Below are 18,718 nucleotides of genomic sequence, written 5' to 3'. Positions count from 1 at the left end.
CCGACATGCGTGGACGGTTCTTCGGTGACGTGCTCACCATCTTCATCATCCCGTTGCTCCTGATGCTGCTCGCCGCGTTGGGCGCGGTTCTCATCTCCCAGGGCGCGTTCGTCGGGGAGATCATCAGCTAGTCCGCCGCTGCCCCACCCCTCTGCTCTCCGCGAGTCCTTTCGCGCGCCGCAGGCGGCGGGCCCGTTCGAGTCACGCGCCGGTTACGAAAGTGAACTGATTTCTGGTTCTGCCGTGCGCGGAGATCGAGTTTGTCAAGATTGAGCAGGGTGTGACCTCGCTGTCTCACATCGTGTCATCGATCTTCGCGCAGGGGGTGCCGTGTCTGGAGCGCAAACATCGGGCAGCGATCTCCAAAAAGCCGCGAGGGCTTTTTCAGACAGCTCGGAAGAGATCAGCAACCAGGTGAAGAAGATCGCCGAGTCCGGGGTGACGGCGGACAAGGCGGGCTGGAAGTTCGTCGAGGCCGGCCAGGCCTACATGGATCTCCTCGAGCGGCTCGGTGACAACGTCAAGGCGTTCTCCGAGCACAGCATGAAGCTGTCCGAGAGCTTCCAGGAATCGGCCAAGGAGTACCAGAGCAGCGATCAGAGCGGCGCGAGTGAGATCGGGAAGGTGGAAGTCTGATGGCTCCTCGTGGGCTGCGGCCTGACAAGCGTGGTGGAGGGAACAACGACGGGGGCAACAGCCACCACACCCCGAACAAGGGGGAGGAGAAGACTTCCACCACGACCACGACCACGACCACGCCGACGTACGAAAAGAAAACGAGCACCGAGTCGACGACGGGCGAGCACGACTCCTCCACGAACTCGAACACCAGCGAAACCTCGTCGAACTCGAACACCAGCAGCGTGACGCCGCAGAGCTACGACGGCGACAACAGCGCTTCGGAGTCCTACTCCAGGAGCGACCAGACGACCGGTCAGCAGAGCACCGACCAGGGTTCGGACGACGACTCCGGCGATCAGAAGGAGCCGAAGAAGCGCACCGGTGGCGACAGCACCGGTGACGACGAGACGGACGGTCACCAGAACGGCAAGAACCGGGGCAACGGCAACAAGGACCAGCAGGACGAAGGGGACTCCGGCCAGGACGACCAGGGGGATTCGAACTCGAGCCCCATAGACGACGTGATCGAGATCGCCGAAGATCTCTGGGAGGCCGGCAAATGGCTCGCTGACAAGTGGGATGAAGCCACCAACCCCTACCACGGGCGGGAGGAAGAGGTAGGCAAGGCCGAAGAGCGGCTGCACTCGACCGGTCCCGTCAACAAGTCGGACGAGTTGCTGGACGACGCCAAGATGGGGTTGGACTTCTTCCGGGACTTCATCCCGCTGTACCGGGACTGGACCGGTGGGGGCCCGCTCTACGAGACGGACGTCCTCGACGTCTACAACCAGCTGCGCGGCATCGACTTCGCCGCTTTCCGGGAAGACGCCGATCGGTTGGGCGCGGTGCACCAAGCGCTGACCGAGCAGACCGACGAGATGAAGCACGCCTTCCGCACCGCCCGGCAGACCTGGCAGGGCGAGGCGGCGGAAGCGGCCGATGCGAAGGTCGAGGGGTTCACCGAGGCCGGCACCACGGTTTGCGCGGAGACCGAGGACTTCGCCGGTGCGATCTCCCCGGCGATGGACGGCATCCAGCAGGTCGTCCGGGAGTACGCCAGTTTCGTGCTGGAACTGGGCAAGGAGATGAAGTGCGCGGGGAAAACCCCGCAGGAAACCCAGGACGAGATCCGCAAGGCGCGCGGTGACCTGGAGTTCAGCGACCTCGCCGACGTCGGGATCGACGACCTCTTCTCCGGTGCTTGGGCCGCTTTCAAAGAGCACGGGATCAGCTTGATCCTGGGCATGACGTTCAAGGTCCCGTCCTGGCTGGAGCCAGGGGTGAAAGAGGCGTGCGACACGATCCGCAACCGCCTCATCGAAGAGGCCAAGGCCTGGTTGGACACCTCGTTCAAACCCGAATTCGACGCCAAGTTCAGCCAGTTCCAGCAGCAGAGCCAAAGCACCCAGCAGCAGGTCCAGGAGATCTACGACAAGCTGCTCGGCACGCAGATCTCGGAGTCCCCGTTCGATCCGCCGGCGGAGAAGCCCCCGGCGGAGACCACCCCGTCCAGCACCAACCAGCCCAGTGCCAACGATCGCGGCGGTGGGGACATCGGCGGGGGCGGCAACGACACCGGTGGCGGTGGCATCAGCCCCCCGGACAGCGGTGGCATGCCGGAAGGGGGCATCGAACCTCCTCCGGAGGCCTCGGAGCCGCCGGACTTGCCGCAGGACGGTGAGTCCGAAGCGGACACCGAAGAGCAGTCCGTCACCCTCGGCGAGGGCGAGAAAGCCGTCACCATCCACAAGCCGGAGCAGGACGGCAAGGTGGAGGTCGAGCTCCTCGGCGAGGACGGCAAGCCCAAGAAGTACCTGCTGGACTTCGGCGACGGGTCCGGAGAGGGCACCGCGGCGCCGCTCGGCCAGTCCGCTGCCGGTCAAGCTGGACAGCAGGTGCCCGGCCAACCCGGACAGCAGATTCCGGGCCAGCCCGCCGATCCCGGTGCTGTCGGAGGTGTGCCCGGCGCCGACGAGGACGTCATCCCGGTGCAAGCCGGTGAGGACGGCAAGATCGTCATCGAGGAGGGCGACCGGACTCTCGTCTTCGAGCGCACCCCCGAGGGCGACATCAAGGTCACCGTGGACAACGGGGACGGACTGCCGCCCGTCAAGGAGACCGTGAGCTTCGGTGGCGGCGAGGACAGCGCGTTCGGGGACCTGGGCAGGTCGGAGTTCGGCGCGCCGGGAGCCGACGGTGCCGTTGGTGGGCCCGGGGTTGGGCCCGGCGCTGTGGGCGCCGAAGCCGGACTCGGGATGCCGGGGCCGGAGGCCGCTGTCGGCGAGCCCGGGATCGGTCCGGGCGGTGTGGGCGCCGGGCCTGGTGTCGGTGTACCGGGCCAGGTGGGCGCGGAAGGCGCGGTGGGAATGGCCGATTCCCCCGCCGGCGCGGGCGCGGCCGGTTTCACCGGCGGCGCGGGTGGTTTCGCCGGCGGCGCAGCCGCAGCCGGAGGTGACCCGCTCGGTGCCGTCGGGGCCGATGGGGCGCAGGCGGCTTCGGTGTCCCCGCAGTCCTCCGGGTTCACCACGTTCAGCAGTGAGAGCTCGGCGCATTCCTTCGGCAGCGCTTCCGGGCAGCTGTTCGGGGGGAGCGGTGAGGACAGCGCCCCGGGCGGTGCGGACGAGCAGCGCGCGCCGGGCGGGACCGCCGGCATCGGGAGCATGGGCCAGGCGCAGGTCGGGAGCCCGGCCGGGGCCACCGGGCTGGGGTCCATGCAGGACGCCGGCGCGGGAACCCCTGCTGGGGGGCAGGCCGGCCAGGGCGGCATGATGGGCGGCATGATGGGCATGGGCGGCATGGGCCATGCCGGTCAGCAAGGTGGTGACCAGGAGCGGAGCAACCCGAGTCCGTGGCGCACCCAAGGTGACCTGTTCGACGACGGGATCACCGGCGCCAACTACCGGTTCCGCTCCGTGCTCGGGGAAGACCAGGGGAGGGTGTGATCGGTGATCCTGATCAACCAGCGGATCGCGGACGACATCGCCACTCTGGTCGCCCGGCACCGCTACGCCATTGAGGACGCGCGGGACGCGGTCAAGGCGGCTGAAGCCGCCTCCGCCCAGCGGAACGAAGAGCTCAAGCGGGAGTCCGAGCAGCGCAGGCAGGAGATCCTCGAGAAGGCCAAGGAGGCTCGGGAAGCCGCCGAGCAGAAGGAGGAGGAAGAGGAGCAGCGCCGGCGCAACGACTGGATGGAGAACCGGCCGGCCGACCAGGGGTCGGAGATCCGCATCGGGGGAGACGACGCGGAGTTCTACGACGACCACGAGAGCGCTCCTCCGCAGTCGTCCCGGCCAGCGGCACCACCGCCTCCGCCGCCTCCGCCACCGGCGGCGTCCGCGCCGACGCCCCCGCCGGCGAAGCCGTCCCGACCCGCCCGGCGGCAGCAGGAGTTCTACGACGACGAGGAGGACTTCGAGAACATCAGCTGGTTGCAGTGAACGCCCGGTGCGGGCGTCGCCCGCCCCGCCGGCGGCTGGTGGAACGCGAAGACCGGAGCAAGGGAACTTTCCTGTCGGAAGAGGCAGGGAAGTTCCCTTGCTTTTTGCCGGTCCGGTGGCTGGTGCGGTCGGTCACCCGGTCAGGTCGCCGCGGCTGAGCGCCTGGTCGATCTTGCTGCCGCCGACGTTGCTGCTCAGCAGCGACGCGCCGCGCCGATCGCCGGCGAGCAGCTGCAGGAAGAACGCGGTGAGCAGGGCTTTCGCCGTTCGCTGCGCGCTGTGCTGCGATTTGCCGTGCAGCACCAGCTCGGTCCAGTGCCGTCCATCGGTGAAGCTGAGGTGGTTGGCCTTCTTGACGGTGCGCAGCTGAACCGGGCCGCCCCAGGCGCGGGTCAGTGGCTGGGCGTTGGCCACCGCCGGTGCCAGCAGGTCTTCCCCCGCGGCGATGTGCAGTCCGGGGACGGTCACCCGGGTGGCGGCTTCGAAGGCGGACGGGCGGGTCTCGGCGGGGGTCAGGGTGGCGACCGCTTTGATCCGGGGATCGTCGGCCGCGGCGAGCACCGCGCAGCCGCCGCCCATCGCGTGGCCGGCCGCGCCCATCCGGTCCGGGTCCACGCTGATGTCTCCGTCGCCGAGCCGCACGTTGGCGCAGATGTCCAGTGCGGTGCGCAGGTCCGCGGTGAAGAGCCGGTGCGAGGCGAACGCGCCTCGTTGCGTTCCGGGCGCTGCGGCGACGATTCCCCAGGAAGCCAGGTGCCGCAGCAGGCCGATGTACCGGCGGGGTGGCTGCAGCCAGCCGTGCCCGAACACGACGGCGGGCAGGCCGAGCCCGCTGCGCGGGGTGCACACCAGACCCGGGAGACCTGCCACGGAGAGGTCACCGTGCAGTACTTCGTGGGGGCCGCGCCGGGACAGTTCGTCGAACACCGTCCGCAACGGCGGAGCCTTCTTGGCAGTTCGGGCCATGGAAAGCACGGTAGCGGACCTGTGCCCGGGGTGCGGTGATCACTCGGCCGCTCGTGCGCTCTGCTCGTCGCTCCGGTGCGGGGGGAATGCGCTGACCAGGGCGAATCCGCTGCCGCGGGCGCGCAGGGGCTGTCGGCCGGTCGTCCGCCGGGTGGTGCGTTCCGGCAAGGGAACTTCCGTGCGGGTGGTGGCAGGAAAGTTCCCTTGCTGCCGCGTTTTCCGACCGCTGCCGCAGGGCGGAATTAATTATTGACTACTTCAATCATTGTTGTTTTTATGTTCCCGGTTGCGTTCAGTGATCGACCTAACACCAGCCGGCTCGGTGAACTGCGGACTGCTCGAAGCCTGCCCCCGTGGGAGGAGAGTCGCTCATGCACAACCAAGGTGTGGGGTCCTGGCCGTACCGGCGGGCTCGCCTGAGCCCGGAGCGGGTCGCGATCAGTTTCCGAGAGCAGAGCTGGACCTATGCCGAGCTCGCCGAGCGGGTCACCCGACTCGCTCACGCGCTGCGCGGCCTGGGGGTGGGCAAGGGGGATCGGGTCGCCCTGTTCAGCGCGAACCACCCCGCCTACCTGGAGGTGCTGTTCGCCTGCGGGCTGCTCGGGGCCGTCTTCGTCCCGCTCAACAGCCGGCTGACCGCGCCGGAGGTGGCGTTCGCGCTGCGCGATTCGGGGGCGTCGGTGCTGATCCACTCGGCGGAAGCGGGTGGGACGGCGACCGAGGCCGCGGCTCAGGCCGGCGATCCGGTTCCGGTGGTGATCGGCGATCCCAGTGCCGGTGCCGGGTACGAGGAGCTGATCGCCGAGGCGGGCACCGGCCGGTTGGACGTGCCGGTCGACCACGAGGACCCGTGCCTGGTCATGTACACCTCCGGCACCACGGGGCGCCCCAAAGGGGTGGTGCTGACCCACGGGAACGTCACCTTCGCGGCGCTCAACCCCATCGTCGACCTGGACTTGACCAGCGATGAAGTGACCCTGGTGTGCGCTCCGCTGTTCCACACCGCGGCGCTCAACTTCATGTCGCTGCCCACTTTGCTCAAAGGCGGGCGGGTGCACATCGAGGAGCGCTTCGACCCGGGGCGGGTGCTGCACTTGGTGCAGCGCGAGAAGGTGACCTTCACCTTCGGCGTGCCGACCATGTTGGACGCGCTCAGCTCGCACCCGGATTGGCCGGGGGCGGACTTGTCGTCGTTGCGCCGGGTGATCGTCGCCGCCGCTCCGGTGCCGCCGCGGACCCTGCGCACCTATCTGGAGCGGGGTGTGCGGTTGTGCCAGGGGTACGGGCTCACCGAGACCGGTCCGGGGGCGTTGATCCTCGTTCCCGACGAGGTGGAGCGCAAGGTCGGGACCGCGGGGGTGCCGCACTTCTTCACCGATGTGCGGGTGGTGGATTCGAACGGCAACCCGGTGGCTCCCGGTCAGCGCGGGGAGATCCAGATCAGCGGGCCCAACGTGCTCCGGGAGTACTGGCGGTTGCCGGAGGCCACCGAGGCCGCGTTCGTGGACGGGATCTGGTTCCGCTCCGGGGACGTGGGCGTGCCGGACGAGGACGGCTTCGTGTCCGTTGTGGACCGGATCAAGGACATGATCATCTCGGGTGGGGAGAACATCTACCCGGCCGAAGTGGAAGCCGTGCTGCTGGACGTGCCCGGTGTCGCCGCGGCCGCGGTCTTCGGGGTGCCGGACAGCAAGTGGGGGGAGGTCGGCTGCGCCGCCGTCACCTTCGAGCCCGGGGTAGAGGTCTCCGAGGCGGAGATGGTCGAGCACCTGCGGAAGCGGTTGGCCAAGTACAAGATCCCCAAGTCGTTCGTCGTGCTCGACGAGCTGCCGCGGACCGCCAGCGGCAAGGTCCGCAAGCACGAGCTGCGCGAGCGGTTCGCCGGTGGCGAGGTGGGGAAGGTCCGCTCCGGGGAGGGCTGACGCCGCTCAGCCGGCCGCCGGTTCCGCGGGGTAGGCCAGTTGCCGCAGCAGGCGGACCAGCTGCTCGAGTTCCGCCGGGGAGAGCTGGCTGAAGTGGTGGGTGTCCTGCTCGGTCACCCGGGCGTGGGCCTCGTCGTAGAGCTGGCGGCCGGCTTCGGTGGCGGTGACCAGCTTGGTGCGGCGGTCGCCGGGGGCGGCGGTGCGGGCGACCAGGCCGCGTTCTTCGAGTTGGTCCACCAGGGCCACCACTTGGCTCGGATCCAGGCCGATGATGTCGGCGAGCTGGCGCTGCGCGATGCCCTCCGGGTGCTCGGTCGCCAGCGCGAGGAGCGAGTACGAGCGCACCCGCAGGTCGAGCGGGGCCAGTGCTTTGCTGACCGAGCGCGCCACCATTCCGCTGGCCCGGGACAGCAGGAAGCCGGGGTCGTCGGTCAGCGCGCGCTTGCCGTTCATGGTGGACCTCCACGTTCAGTTCCACGCAAAACAATAGCACTCATAAACCATTGAGTTTTTCCACAATCGATGCTCTCATGCTTCGTGGACCAACTCGACACCGGGGAGCAGCAGCATGGACCTGACCGGCAAAGTCGCCATCGTCACCGGGAGCGGCCGCGGACTCGGGCTGGCCTACGCGGAAGAACTGTCCCGCCGGGGCGCCGCGGTCGTGGTCAACGACATCGACCCGGACACCGCCGAATCCGCGGCCGAGGCCCTCCGCCGGCAGGGCGGGAAGGCCTGCGCCGTCGCGGCCGCCGTCGGCACCGCCGAGGCAGCCCAGTCCTTGGTGGACACCGCGATCGCGGAGCACGGACGGCTCGACGTCCTCGTCACCAACGCGGGAATCCTGCGCGACAAGGTCCTGTGGAAGATGACCGACGAGGACTTCGACCAGGTCCTGCACGTCCACCTGCGCGGCACCTTCACCTGCGTGCGGGCCGCCGCGGTGCAGATGCGCCAGCAGGGCAGCGGCGGGCGCATCATCTGCGTCGGCTCGCCCGCCGGGCAACGCGGCAACTTCGGGCAGACCAACTACGCCGCGGCCAAGGCCGGCATCCTCGGCATGGTGCGCACCTGGGCGATGGAGCTGGCCAAGTTCGGCATCACCGTCAACGCCGTGATCCCGGTGGCCGCCACGGCGATGACCGAAACCGTGCCGTTCCTGCAGCCCCACGTCGAAGCGCTCAAGGCGGGAAAGCCGCTGCCCGCCCAGGTCAGGCGGGAACTCGGTTTCGGCGCGCCGGAAGACGCCGCCGGAGCGGTGTCCTTCCTCGCCAGCGAGCAGGCCGGGGAGATCACCGGGCAAGCCATCGGCATCGGCGGTGACCGGCTGAGCCTGTGGAGTCACCCGGACGTGGTGGTGCAGTCCTACCGGGACGGCGGCTGGAGCGCCGAAGCGATCGCCGCGGAATGGCAACACCGGTTCCACGAGCACCGGCAGAGCGTCGGTGAACAACTGCCCGCCGAAGTGAGGTCCTGATGAGCAAGTACCAGTGCGCCGTCGACTTCGACGCGATCACCGCCCTCGACGTGCACACCCACGTGGAGATCGACAGCAGCGGCCACCGCTCGCTCGACGACGAGCTGATGGCGGCCTCGGAGAAGTACTTCAAGTCCGGGGCCGAGCGCACCCCGTCGCTGGACGCCATCGCGCAGCACTACCGCGAGCGCGGCATGGCCGCCGTCGTGTTCACCGTGGACTGCGAGACCGCCACCGGGCACCCGCCCAACTCGGTGGTCGAGATCGCCGAAGGCGCGGCCCGGAACAACGACGTCCTCATCCCGTTCGGCTCGGTGGACCCGTGGCGGGGAGCCGCGGCGGTGCGCCGCGTGCACCAGCTGGTCGAACAGCACGGGGTGCGCGGCTTCAAGTTCCACCCCAGCCTGCAGGGGTTCGAACCCAACGACCGCAGGTTCTACCCGCTGTACGAGGCGATCGCCGAGCACGGGGTGCCGGCGCTGTTCCACACCGGCCAGACCGGGATCGGCGCCGGGCTGCCCGGCGGGCACGGCATCAAACTGCGCTACTCCGACCCGATGCTGCTCGACGACGTCGCCGCCGACTTCCCCGAACTGACCATCATCATGGCGCACCCGTCAGTCCCCTGGCAGGACGAGGCGATCTCCATCGCCACCCACAAGAGCAACGTCTACATCGACTTGTCCGGCTGGTCGCCGAAGTACTTCCCGCCGCAGCTGGTGCGGGCCGCCAACTCGATGCTGCGGCACAAGGTGCTGTTCGGCTCCGACTTCCCGGTCATCCAGCCGGACCGGTGGTTCGCCGATTTCGCCAAGCTGGAGATCAAGGACGACGTCAAGCCGCTGATCTACAAGGAGAACGCGCTGCGCGCCCTGCGGCTGCGCGACTGAGGCGGTGCGGAGGCCGCCGGTGGTGCCGATCGGGACCGGCGGCCTCCGGCCAGCCCATCCCCCGGCTGCTTGGTTCGCGCCCCCGCGCCGCCTCCTCCGGAGGTTCAGACCAAGAGAGGTAGCTACGCTGGGCGGGGTGTGCGGCATCGTTGGTTATGTAGGACATCGGCAGGCCCTCGACGTCGTCCTGAACGGCCTGCGACGACTCGAGTACCGCGGCTACGACTCCGCGGGCGTGGCGTTGCTGGACGGACAGGGCGGCCTGGCCGTGGAACGCGCGGCCGGCGCGCTGTCCAACCTCGAGAAGCGGCTCGGTGAGGTCGAGGCGGAGAAGTTCGCCGGGCACAGTGGCATGGGGCACACCCGGTGGGCCACGCACGGTGCCCCGAACGACCGGAACGCCCACCCGCACCGGGACGCCAGCGGCAAGCTCGCGGTGGTCCACAACGGCATCATCGAGAACTTCGCCGAGCTGCGCGCCGAGCTGGAGGCGGACGGCGTGGAGATGGCCAGCGAAACCGACACCGAAACCGCGGCTCATCTCATCGCCCGTGCCTACGAGTCCGGTCGGACCGCGGGCGATCTGCCGGCCAGCGTGCGCGCCGTGGCCCGGCGCCTGGAAGGGGCCTTCACCCTCGTCGTCACCCACGCCGACGAACCGGACAAGGTGGTGGCGGCGCGGCGCAACTCCCCGCTGGTGGTGGGGGTCGGTTCCGGGGAGAACTTCGTGGCCTCCGATGTCGCCGCGTTCATCGAGCACACCCGGCAGGCCGTGGAACTCGGCCAGGACCAGGTCGTGACCATCACCGCCGACGGGTACGAGATCACCGACTTCTCCGGTGCGGAAGCCGTCGGCAAGCCGTTCACCGTCGACTGGGACCTCTCCGCGGCGGAGAAGGGCGGCCACGACTACTTCATGCTCAAGGAGATCGAGGAGCAGCCGGAGGCGCTGCAGAACACCCTGCGCGGCCACTACGCCGACGGCCGGGTCGTGCTCGACGAGCTCCGGCTCACCGAGCAGGACCTGCGGGACGTGGACAAGGTGTTCGTGGTGGCCTGCGGGACCGCCTACCACGCCGGGCTGGTCGCCAAGTACGCCATCGAGCACTGGTGCCGCATCCCGGTCGAGGTGGAGCTGGCCAGCGAATTCCGGTACCGCGACCCGGTGCTCGGCCGGGACACCCTGGTGGTGGCGATCTCCCAGTCCGGGGAGACCGCCGACACCCTGGAGGCGGTCCGGCACGCCCGCTCCCAGCGGGCCCGGGTCCTGGCCATCTGCAACACCAACGGTGCGCAGATCCCCCGCGAGTCCGACGCCGTGCTCTACACGCACGCCGGCCCGGAGATCGGGGTGGCCGCGACCAAGACCTTCCTCGCCCAGGTGGCCGCGAACTACCTGGTGGGCCTGGCCCTGGCGCAGGCCCGGGGCACCAAGTACGCCGACGAAGTCGCCCGCGAGTTCGACGAGCTGGCCCAGATGCCCGAGGCCGTCCGCAAGACCCTCTCCACAGTGGAGCAGATGCGCCGGATCGGGCACGAGCTGGTGGACGCCAAGGCGGTCCTGTTCCTCGGCCGGCACGTCGGCTACCCGGTGGCGCTGGAAGGCGCGCTCAAGCTCAAGGAGCTGGCCTACATGCACGCCGAGGGGTTCGCCGCGGGCGAGCTCAAGCACGGCCCGATCGCGCTGATCGAGGACGACCTGCCGGTGGTGGTCGTGATGCCGTCGCCGACCGGGCGGGCCCTGCTGCACGCCAAGATGGTGTCCAACATCCGCGAGATCCAGGCGCGCGGCGCCCGCACCATCGTCATCGCCGAGGAGGGCGACGAGACGGTCCGGCCGTTCGCCGACGAGCTGATCACCGTGCCCCAGGTGCCCACCCTGCTGCAGCCGCTGGTCTCCACCGTGCCGCTGCAGGTCCTGGCGGCCGAGGTGGCCCGGGGCCGCGGGTACGACGTGGACAAGCCGCGCAACCTCGCCAAGTCCGTCACCGTCGAGTGAGCCGGTGCTCGTCCCGGAGAGCACCGGATGATCGTCGGCATCGGCACGGACCTGGTCTCGATCAGCCGGTTCGCCGCGGCCCTGCGGCGCACGCCCGCGCTCGCCGAGCGGCTGTTCACCCCGGCTGAACGCGCCGGCCCGGACGGCCAACCCCGCTCCACCGCTTCCTTGGCGGCCCGGTTCGCCGCCAAGGAAGCCGCCGCCAAAGCGGTCGGGGCCCCCGCTGGTTACCGGCTCGCCGATTGCGAGGTCGTCAGCGGGCCCGGGGGAAGACCGGAGCTGCGGATCGGCGGGCGGTTGGCCCAGGTGGCCGCCGAGCGCGGGGTCAGCGCGTGGCACGTTTCGCTCACCCACGACGCAGGTGCCGCCGTCGCCTTCGTCGTCGCGGAACGCCGCTGAACCGGCGGTCCGCTCCGCCCCGGACGGGACTCGCTAGAGTTCCCGGCACCGCTGGTCGTCTTCCGAGAACAGCAGACCGGAGTTCGTTCCGGCCGCACCACAGCCAGGAGGAAGCAGATGCTAGGAGTGTGGACCCCGGAGCAGATCCGCGCCGCCGAAGACCGGCTGTTCACCCGGGTACCGGAACCGCAGGTCATGCGTCGGGCCGCCTACGCGGTCGCGGTCCACACCGCCCAGGTCCTCGAGGAGCGCACCGGAGGAGTGGCCGGTCGCCACGTCACCTTGCTGGTGGGCGCCGGCAACAACGGGGGAGACGCCCTGTGGGCCGGGCACTTCCTGCGCCGCCGCGGAGCGGGCGTCACCGCTGTCCTGCTGGCTCCGGAGAAAGCGCACCCGGCGGGGTTGGCCGCGCTGCGCCGCAGCGGGGGGCGGGCCGTGCCGGCCCAGGACGAGCACGCGGACACCGCGGGGGTGGGTGCCCAGGCCGCGGGGGCGCTCGACCGGGCCGACGTGGTGGTCGACGGCATCGTCGGGTTGTCCGCCCGCGGTGGGCTGCGCCCGGTGGCCGCCGAGCTGGCCCGCCGCATCGACGTCCCCGTCGTCTCGGTGGACCTGCCCAGCGGGGTGGACCCGCTGACCGGGGCGGTCGAGGGCGCCGCGATCGACGCCGACGTGACCGTCACGTTCGGCGGCTACAAGCCCGCTCACGTGCTGACCCCCGCCGCCGCCCACTGCGGGCGCACCGAGGTGGTCGACATCGGGCTCGACGGGCACCTCGACGACCCCGAGCTGCACCTGCTGGAGGCGGCGGACGTGGGGGCGAACTGGCCGGTTCCCGGCCCGGAGGACAACAAGTACACCCAGGGGATCGTGGGGATCGCCGCCGGGTCGGCCCGCTTCCCGGGGGCCGCGGTGCTGGCCGCCGGCGCTGCTGTGCAGGCCAAAGCGGGCATGGTGCGCTACGCCGGTCCGGTCGCCGACCTGGTGCGGTCGCACTGGCCGGAGGTGGTGGCCACCGGTTCGGTCGGGGACGCCGGACGGGTGCAGGCGTGGGTGGTGGGCCCGGGCATCGGCACCGGGGCCAGCGGCCGGGACGTGCTGGCCGGGATCCTCGAGGACGGCCACCCCGTGTGCGCCGACGCCGACTCGATCACCCTGCTGAGCAGCGACCCGACGTTGTGGGACGCCCGGGACCCGGACACCCCGCTGGTGCTCACCCCGCACGAGGGGGAGTTCGCCCGGCTGGTGAGGGAGAAGCCCGGGCCCGACCGGGTCGCCAAGGCCCGGGAAGTCGCCGAGCGGTTCAACGCGGTGCTGCTGCTGAAGGGCAACACCACCCTGATCGCCGCCCCGGACGGGCGGGTGCTGGTCAACCACTCACCGCACGCTTGGCTGGCCACCGCCGGCTCCGGGGACGTGCTCTCCGGCTTGATCGGGGCGCTGCTGGCCGCCGGCATCGATCCGTGGCTGGCCTGCGGTTACGCCGCCTACGTGCACACCCTGGCCGCGGAGATCGCCGCCGGCGGGGCGCCGGGCGCGCCGACCGGGGCGTCCGGGGTGCTGCGGGCGGTCCCGGAAGCCATCCGCCGGGTCCGGGCCTGCGGCCGCAGCTGACGGGAGCGCTGGTCAGCCGGGGTGAGCACCGGAACGTCCCCGGGTGGTGTGCGACGATGGCAGGGCCATGACTGCCCAGTCCTACCACGCTGATCTGCTAATCGATCTCGGCGCGATCCGCCGGAACGTGACGGTGCTGTCCGGGCTCGCCCGCAACTCGGGAGCTCGGACCATGGCCGTGGTGAAGTCCGACGGGTACGGCCACGGGGCCGTGCACGTCGCCCGGGCCGCGCTCGAAGCCGGCGCCGACAGCTTGGGGGTGGCCACCCTCGACGAGGCGCTGCGGCTGCGCGAGGCCGGCTTCACCGTTCCCCTGCTGTGCTGGCTGTACACCGCGGACGTGGATTTCGCCCCGGCCATTGCCGCCGACATCGACCTCTCGGCTTCCTCCAGCGGTGAACTGCGGAGGATCGCGGCGGCCGCGGCCGCGCAGGGGCGCACCGCCCGGGTGCACTTGAAGATCGACACCGGGCTGTCCCGCAACGGCAGTCCCGCCGAGCTGTGGCCGGTGCTGGTCGAGGAGGCGGCGAAGGCCCAGGCCGACGGGCACGTCGAAGTGGTCGCGGTGTGGTCGCACCTGGCTTGCGCCGACGAACCCGGCCACCCGTCGATCGACCAGCAAGCGCACCGGTTCCAGCGGGCCTACGAGCAGGCCCGCGCGGCGGGGTTGACCCCCATCCGGCACCTGGCCAACTCGGCGGCCGTGCTGACCCGCCCGGACTTGCACTTCGAGCTGGTGCGCCCGGGCATCGCCGTCTACGGGCTGGACCCGGTGCCGCAGCACGGCGACCACGGGCTGCGGCCGGCCATGACGTTCCGCTCGTCCGTGGTGTTGACCAAGCGGATCGAGGCCGGGGAGAGTGTTTCCTACGGGCAGCTGTGGACCGCGGAACGGGCGACCACCTTGGCGCTGGTTCCCGTCGGGTACGCGGACGGGGTGCCGCGCACCCTGTCCGGTCGGATGTCGGTGTGGCTGGCCGGCAAGCGCCGCCCGGTGGTCGGCCGGGTGTGCATGGACCAGCTCGTGGTCGACTGCGGGGACGACGCAGTGGCGGTGGGGGACGAAGTGGTGCTGTTCGGCCCGGGAGATCGAGGTGAGCCGACCGCTGCCGAGTGGGCCGAGAAGATCGGCACGATCCACTACGAGATCGTCACCGGCATGTACCGGCCGCGGGTGAGCCGGACCGTGGTGGACTCGCGGGAGCCCGCGTGAGGTCCGTCTGGCAGACGGCCGCTTGGGTGAGCGGCATGGTCGGGGCCGCGGCCACCGGTGCGGTGGTGGGCGCGTTCGCCCACAGCACCCGGGCGATGGCCCGGCGCGCCGCCGCCCAGGAGGAGCCGCTGGGGCGGCTCCCCGTCGACCGCCAGTCCACGGTGGCGGCCGATGACGGGATTCCGCTGGTGGTGCGGGAAGTGCTGCCGGCGGGTGGGGCGGAAGCCGAGGTCACGGTGGTCTTCGTGCACGGCTTCGCGCTGGATTCCCGGTGCTGGCACTTCCAGCAGCGGGACCTCCCCGGTCTCGCCGACCCGCCGGTCCGCCTGGTGCTGTACGACCAGCGCAGCCACGGACGTTCCGGGCAGTCCACCAAGAGCGGCAGCACGATCGAGCAGCTCGGTCGGGATCTCGACGCGGTGCTGCGGGCCGTCGCACCCACCGGGGACGTCGTGCTGGTCGGCCATTCGATGGGCGGCATGACGATCATGGCGTTGGCCGAGCAGCGCCCGGAGCTGTTCCGCGACCGGGTGCGCGGGGTGGCGTTGATGAGCACTTCGGCGGGCGACGTGGGGTCTTCCGGGTTGGGGAAGACGTGGTTGTCCCGCCGGAACCCGCTGCCGCGGGGCTTGGCGGTGCTGGCCGGGGTGCAGCCGGAGCTGGTGGAGCGGACCCGGCGGCTCGGGGACCAGGTGACGTGGCGGCTGGTGCGCAACCTCTCCTTCGGCGACCGCGATGTGCCGCCGGAGGTCGTCGATCTGATGGCGGAGATGATCGGGGCCACCACGGTGCGGGTGGTCACCGATTTCCTGGACACCCTCAGCGAGCACGACCGGCGGGCCGCGTTGGCGGCGCTGCGCCGGTGCGAGGTGCTGATCCTCGCTGGCGAGGCGGACCGGGTGACCCCGTTCTCCCCGCACGCCGAGGTGCTGGCCGGGGAGTTGCCGGCGGCCAGGTTGGTGAAGGTCAGCGGGGCCGGGCACCAGGTGATGCTGGAGCGCCCCGAGCTGGTCACCGAGCAGTTGGCGGAACTGGTGAGGAGAGCGTGCGGGAGGTGCCGGTCGTGAGCTCTGCCCTGCGGACGGTCGAGCTGCCGCGTGAAGAGGACACCCTGGCTTTCGGGCGTCGGTTGGGGGCCCTGCTGCAGGCCGGTGACCTGGTGCTGCTGGACGGGCCGCTGGGGGCCGGCAAGACCGTGCTCACCCGGGGCATCGCCGCCGGCATGGGCGTCACCGGAGCGGTCACGTCGCCCACGTTCGTGATCGCCCGGGTGCACCGGCCGGACGTGGCGGACCGGCCGGCCCTGGTGCACGTCGACGCCTACCGGTTGGGCGGCTTGGAGGAGATCGACGACCTGGACCTGGACACCGATCTCACCGAGTCGGCCGTGGTGGTCGAGTGGGGATCGGGGATGGCGGAGCAGCTCGCCGACAGCTTCTTGGCCGTCCGGTTGCAGCGGCGGCCGGACGACGTCCGCGAGCTGACCCTGGAACCGCACGGGGAGCGGTGGGAGCAGCGGGTCGTCGAGCTGGTCGAGCAGTTCGAGTAGCGCGGGGGGTGCCCCCGCGGTTTCAGTGCGAGCGGCTGACGTTGAGCTCGGTGGACAGTTCGCGGGCCAGCCGCTGCATCAGCGGGATGACTTCGTCGGTGGAGATGCGCACCATGCGCCCTTCCGGGCCGCTGATGGAGATCGCCGCGCCGGCGGGGGCGCCGGGGACCGCGACCGCGTAGCAGCGCACCCCGACTTCCTGCTCGCCGTCGTCGACGGCGTAGCCCTGCCGGCGGATCCGCGCCAGCTCTTCGTGCATGGCGTCCACGCTGGTGATGGTGCGCTCGGTTTGCGGGCGCATGCCGTTGCGGGTGAGCAGCTGGGTGACCTCGTCCGGGGGCAGGGTCGCCAGGACGGCTTTGCCGACCGCGGTGGCGTGCGCGTCGACCCGCCGCCCGACTTCGGTGAACATCCGCATCGAGTGCTGGGACGGCACTTGCGCCACGTAGACGACTTGGTCTCCGTCCAGCACCGCCATGTTCGAGGTTTCCCCGGTGGTTTCGGTGAGCTCCGCCAGGTAGGGGCGGGCCCAGGAGCCGAGGGCGCGGCTGGCGGTTTCGCCGAGCCGGATCAGTCGGGAGCCCAGCGCGTAGCGGCGGGACGGCTGCTGGCGGGCGTACCCGGCTGCGACCAGGGTTCGGACGATGCGGTGGATGGTCGGCAGCGGGAGCCCGGACTTGTCGGCGAGTTCGGACAGCGCCACCTCGCCACCGGCGTCCGCCATCAGCTCGAGGAGTTCGAAGGCACGTTCGACCGACTGCACGCCTCCGCTGCCGTTCGTCTGGCGCGAGCCAGTAGTCATTGCTGAACTCCCCTCCACATAGCGGGCTGAGCCGCAGTTTAGCCGGTTGCGGGTGCCACAGCTCAGTTGCTTCGAACGCTATATGGAAACTAACATCCACGATGCAGAAAAACTGAGGAGTACCGCATGCGAGCCTCGTCGTCGCGCATCGCCAGGTGCGAAGACGTGCTCCGCGCGGCAAGGTGAGCCAGCAGCCACCGTCCGAATACCCCGCAGCAGAAAGAGGTTGACTTCCCATGTCCGAATTGCCACAGGGTGTGCAGGTGCTCGGCGGTGCCGTCGAGCGCGGTGACGAGATCCTCACCAAGGAGGCGCTGGAGTTCGTGGCCGGGCTCCAGCGGGCTTTCGGCGCTCGCCGGGACGAATTGCTGGAGCGCCGCAAGCAGCGTCGGGAAGAGGCCGCCAAGAAGGGCCGGCTGGACTTCCTGGAGGAGACCAAGCACATCCGCGAGGGCGACTGGAAGGTCGCCGAGCCGCCGGCCGACATCCTGGACCGCCGGGTCGAGATCACCGGCCCGACCGAGCGCAAGATGTCGATCAACGCGCTGAACTCCGGCGCCCGCGTCTGGCTGGCCGACCTGGAGGACGCCAACACCCCGCACTGGCACAACGTGGTCTCCGGCCAGGTCAACCTGTACGACCTGGTCCGCAAGCAGATCGAGTACACCTCGCCGGAGGGCAAGCACTACAAGCTGCGCGATGACGTGCGGCACGCCGTTCCGCTGGTCCGGCCCCGCGGTTGGCACTTCGACGAGAAGCACGTCCTGGTCGACGGCAAGCCCGTGGTGGCGGCGCTGCTGGACTTCGGCCTGTACTTCTTCCACAACGCGCAGGAGCTGATCAACCGGGGCAGCGGCCCGTACTTCTACCTGCCGAAGATGGAGAGCCACCTCGAGGCTCGCCTGTGGAACGACGTGTTCACCCACGCCCAGAAGGAGCTGGGCATCCCGCACGGCACCATCCGGGCCACGGTGCTGATCGAGACCTTCCCGGCCGCGTTCGAGATGGAGGAGATCCTCTACGAGCTGCGCGACCACTCCGCGGGTCTCAACGCCGGCCGCTGGGACTACCTGTTCAGCGTCATCAAGACCTTCCGCGACTCCGACAAGTACATCCTGCCGGACCGCAACGCCGTGACCATGACCGCGCCGTTCATGCGCGCCTACACCGAGCTGCTGGTGCGCACCTGCCACAAGCGCGGCGCGTTCGCCATCGGCGGCATGGCCGCGTTCATCCCGACCAAGGACCCGGCCACCAACGAGAAGGCGCTGGCCAAGGTGCACGACGACAAGAAGCGCGAGGCCAACGACGGCTTCGACGGCTCCTGGGTCGCCCACCCCGGCCTGGTCGACGTCTGCTACGAGGAGTTCACCAAGGTCCTCGGCGACAAGCCGAACCAGATCGACCGCACCCGCGAGGACGTCCAGATCACCGCTGAGCAGCTGCTCGACGTGGCCTCCACCCCGGGTGAGAAGACCATGGAGGGCCTGCGCGGCGCGGTCGACGTCGGCGTCCGGTACCTGGTGTCCTGGCTGGGCGGCAACGGCGCGGCGGCCATCCACAACCTGATGGAGGACGCCGCCACCGCCGAGATCTCCCGCTCCCAGGTGTGGCAGTGGGTGCACAACGACGTCGTGCTGGCCAGCGGCGAGCGGGTCACCAAGGACCTGGTCCGCGAGGTGCTGGCGGACACCGAGAAGCAGCTGCGGGCCGAGCCCGGCTTCCCGGTGGAGCACCTCAGCAAGGCCGTCGAGCTGTTCGAGCAGGTGGCGATTTCCGACGAGTTCGTTGACTTCCTCACCCTGCCCGCTTATGAGCAGATCGACTGA

At 70.3% G+C, this 18,718-nt stretch carries 17 protein-coding genes; 14 read left to right on the top strand and 3 right to left on the bottom strand.

The window, feature by feature from the left end:
* Window positions 1-5 precede the first annotated feature (5 nt).
* The 4 genes from SREC43747_RS22140 (at window position 6) to SREC43747_RS0103065 (ending at window position 4,058) form a co-directional block, all read left to right on the top strand.
* A complete protein-coding gene (locus SREC43747_RS22140; protein ID WP_269077828.1) occupies window positions 6-131 on the top strand; it encodes a hypothetical protein in 126 nt (41 codons plus the stop codon).
* 199 nt (window positions 132-330) lie between these two features.
* Window positions 331-636 carry a WXG100 family type VII secretion target gene (locus SREC43747_RS0103080; protein WP_201768616.1) on the top strand — a complete coding sequence of 102 codons (306 nt, stop codon included), beginning with the start codon at window positions 331-333 and terminating at the stop codon, window positions 634-636.
* Window positions 636-3,563 (top strand): WXG100 family type VII secretion target, encoded by a 2,928-nt coding sequence (locus tag SREC43747_RS21245; protein ID WP_051387625.1) that lies wholly within the window; start codon window positions 636-638, stop codon window positions 3,561-3,563. The genes SREC43747_RS0103080 and SREC43747_RS21245 overlap by 1 nt, the downstream gene beginning before the upstream one ends.
* Window positions 3,564-3,566: 3 nt before the next feature.
* Window positions 3,567-4,058 carry a hypothetical protein gene (locus tag SREC43747_RS0103065; RefSeq protein WP_029719687.1) on the top strand — a complete coding sequence of 164 codons (492 nt, stop codon included), beginning with the start codon at window positions 3,567-3,569 and terminating at the stop codon, window positions 4,056-4,058.
* A 132-nt stretch (window positions 4,059-4,190) separates the two neighbouring features.
* Here SREC43747_RS0103065 and SREC43747_RS0103060 read toward each other — a convergent pair whose 3' ends face one another.
* The gene (locus SREC43747_RS0103060; protein ID WP_037331246.1) at window positions 4,191-5,024 is read right to left on the bottom strand and encodes a dienelactone hydrolase family protein; all 834 of its coding nucleotides are present in this window, start codon (window positions 5,022-5,024) and stop codon (window positions 4,191-4,193) included.
* A 371-nt stretch (window positions 5,025-5,395) separates the two neighbouring features.
* Here SREC43747_RS0103060 and SREC43747_RS0103055 point away from each other — a divergent pair, with 371 nt between their 5' ends.
* Window positions 5,396-6,946, top strand: a complete 1,551-nt coding sequence (locus SREC43747_RS0103055) for an acyl-CoA synthetase (RefSeq protein WP_051387623.1) — start codon at window positions 5,396-5,398, stop codon at window positions 6,944-6,946.
* 6 nt (window positions 6,947-6,952) lie between these two features.
* Here SREC43747_RS0103055 and SREC43747_RS0103050 read toward each other — a convergent pair whose 3' ends face one another.
* Window positions 6,953-7,399, bottom strand: a complete 447-nt coding sequence (locus SREC43747_RS0103050) for a MarR family winged helix-turn-helix transcriptional regulator (RefSeq protein WP_029719684.1) — start codon at window positions 7,397-7,399, stop codon at window positions 6,953-6,955.
* Window positions 7,400-7,514: 115 nt separating this feature from the next.
* Here SREC43747_RS0103050 and SREC43747_RS0103045 point away from each other — a divergent pair, with 115 nt between their 5' ends.
* From SREC43747_RS0103045 to tsaE, 8 genes are all read left to right on the top strand, one after another.
* Window positions 7,515-8,423, top strand: a complete 909-nt coding sequence (locus tag SREC43747_RS0103045) for an SDR family NAD(P)-dependent oxidoreductase (protein ID WP_029719683.1) — start codon at window positions 7,515-7,517, stop codon at window positions 8,421-8,423.
* Entirely contained in the window at window positions 8,423-9,313 is an 891-nt protein-coding gene (gene couO, locus SREC43747_RS0103040) for a 4-hydroxyphenyl-beta-ketoacyl-CoA hydrolase (RefSeq protein WP_029719682.1), read from the top strand. The genes SREC43747_RS0103045 and couO overlap by 1 nt, the downstream gene beginning before the upstream one ends.
* 136 nt (window positions 9,314-9,449) lie before the next feature.
* Window positions 9,450-11,312, top strand: coding sequence for a glutamine--fructose-6-phosphate transaminase (isomerizing) (glmS, locus tag SREC43747_RS0103035; protein WP_029719681.1), 1,863 nt, complete (start codon window positions 9,450-9,452; stop codon window positions 11,310-11,312).
* 27 nt (window positions 11,313-11,339) lie between these two features.
* Window positions 11,340-11,711 carry a holo-ACP synthase gene (locus tag SREC43747_RS0103030; protein ID WP_029719680.1) on the top strand — a complete coding sequence of 124 codons (372 nt, stop codon included), beginning with the start codon at window positions 11,340-11,342 and terminating at the stop codon, window positions 11,709-11,711.
* A gap of 117 nt (window positions 11,712-11,828) precedes the next feature.
* Window positions 11,829-13,325: a bifunctional ADP-dependent NAD(P)H-hydrate dehydratase/NAD(P)H-hydrate epimerase gene (locus SREC43747_RS0103025; RefSeq protein ID WP_029719679.1), complete on the top strand. Its 1,497-nt coding sequence runs from the start codon at window positions 11,829-11,831 to the stop codon at window positions 13,323-13,325.
* 67 nt (window positions 13,326-13,392) lie between these two features.
* Window positions 13,393-14,538 (top strand): alanine racemase, encoded by a 1,146-nt coding sequence (alr, locus tag SREC43747_RS0103020; protein WP_029719678.1) that lies wholly within the window; start codon window positions 13,393-13,395, stop codon window positions 14,536-14,538.
* Window positions 14,539-14,573: 35 nt separating this feature from the next.
* Window positions 14,574-15,605, top strand: a complete 1,032-nt coding sequence (locus tag SREC43747_RS0103015) for an alpha/beta fold hydrolase (RefSeq protein ID WP_051387634.1) — start codon at window positions 14,574-14,576, stop codon at window positions 15,603-15,605.
* Window positions 15,602-16,087 carry a tRNA (adenosine(37)-N6)-threonylcarbamoyltransferase complex ATPase subunit type 1 TsaE gene (gene tsaE, locus SREC43747_RS0103010; protein WP_152528301.1) on the top strand — a complete coding sequence of 162 codons (486 nt, stop codon included), beginning with the start codon at window positions 15,602-15,604 and terminating at the stop codon, window positions 16,085-16,087. Before SREC43747_RS0103015 ends, tsaE begins: the two co-directional genes overlap by 4 nt.
* A gap of 22 nt (window positions 16,088-16,109) precedes the next feature.
* Here the strand turns inward: tsaE and SREC43747_RS0103005 are convergent, their stop codons facing one another.
* Window positions 16,110-16,889, bottom strand: a complete 780-nt coding sequence (locus tag SREC43747_RS0103005; protein WP_029719675.1) for an IclR family transcriptional regulator — start codon at window positions 16,887-16,889, stop codon at window positions 16,110-16,112.
* A gap of 236 nt (window positions 16,890-17,125) precedes the next feature.
* Here SREC43747_RS0103005 and aceB point away from each other — a divergent pair, with 236 nt between their 5' ends.
* Window positions 17,126-18,718: a malate synthase A gene (aceB, locus tag SREC43747_RS0103000; RefSeq protein ID WP_029719674.1), complete on the top strand. Its 1,593-nt coding sequence runs from the start codon at window positions 17,126-17,128 to the stop codon at window positions 18,716-18,718.

Origin of the sequence: Saccharopolyspora rectivirgula DSM 43747 (assembly GCF_000497205.1) — a bacterium.
Classification (GTDB): domain Bacteria; phylum Actinomycetota; class Actinomycetes; order Mycobacteriales; family Pseudonocardiaceae; genus Saccharopolyspora; species Saccharopolyspora rectivirgula.
The sequence above is the reverse complement of the archived record's forward strand: the minus strand, read 5'-3'. Positions and strand labels throughout refer to the sequence as shown.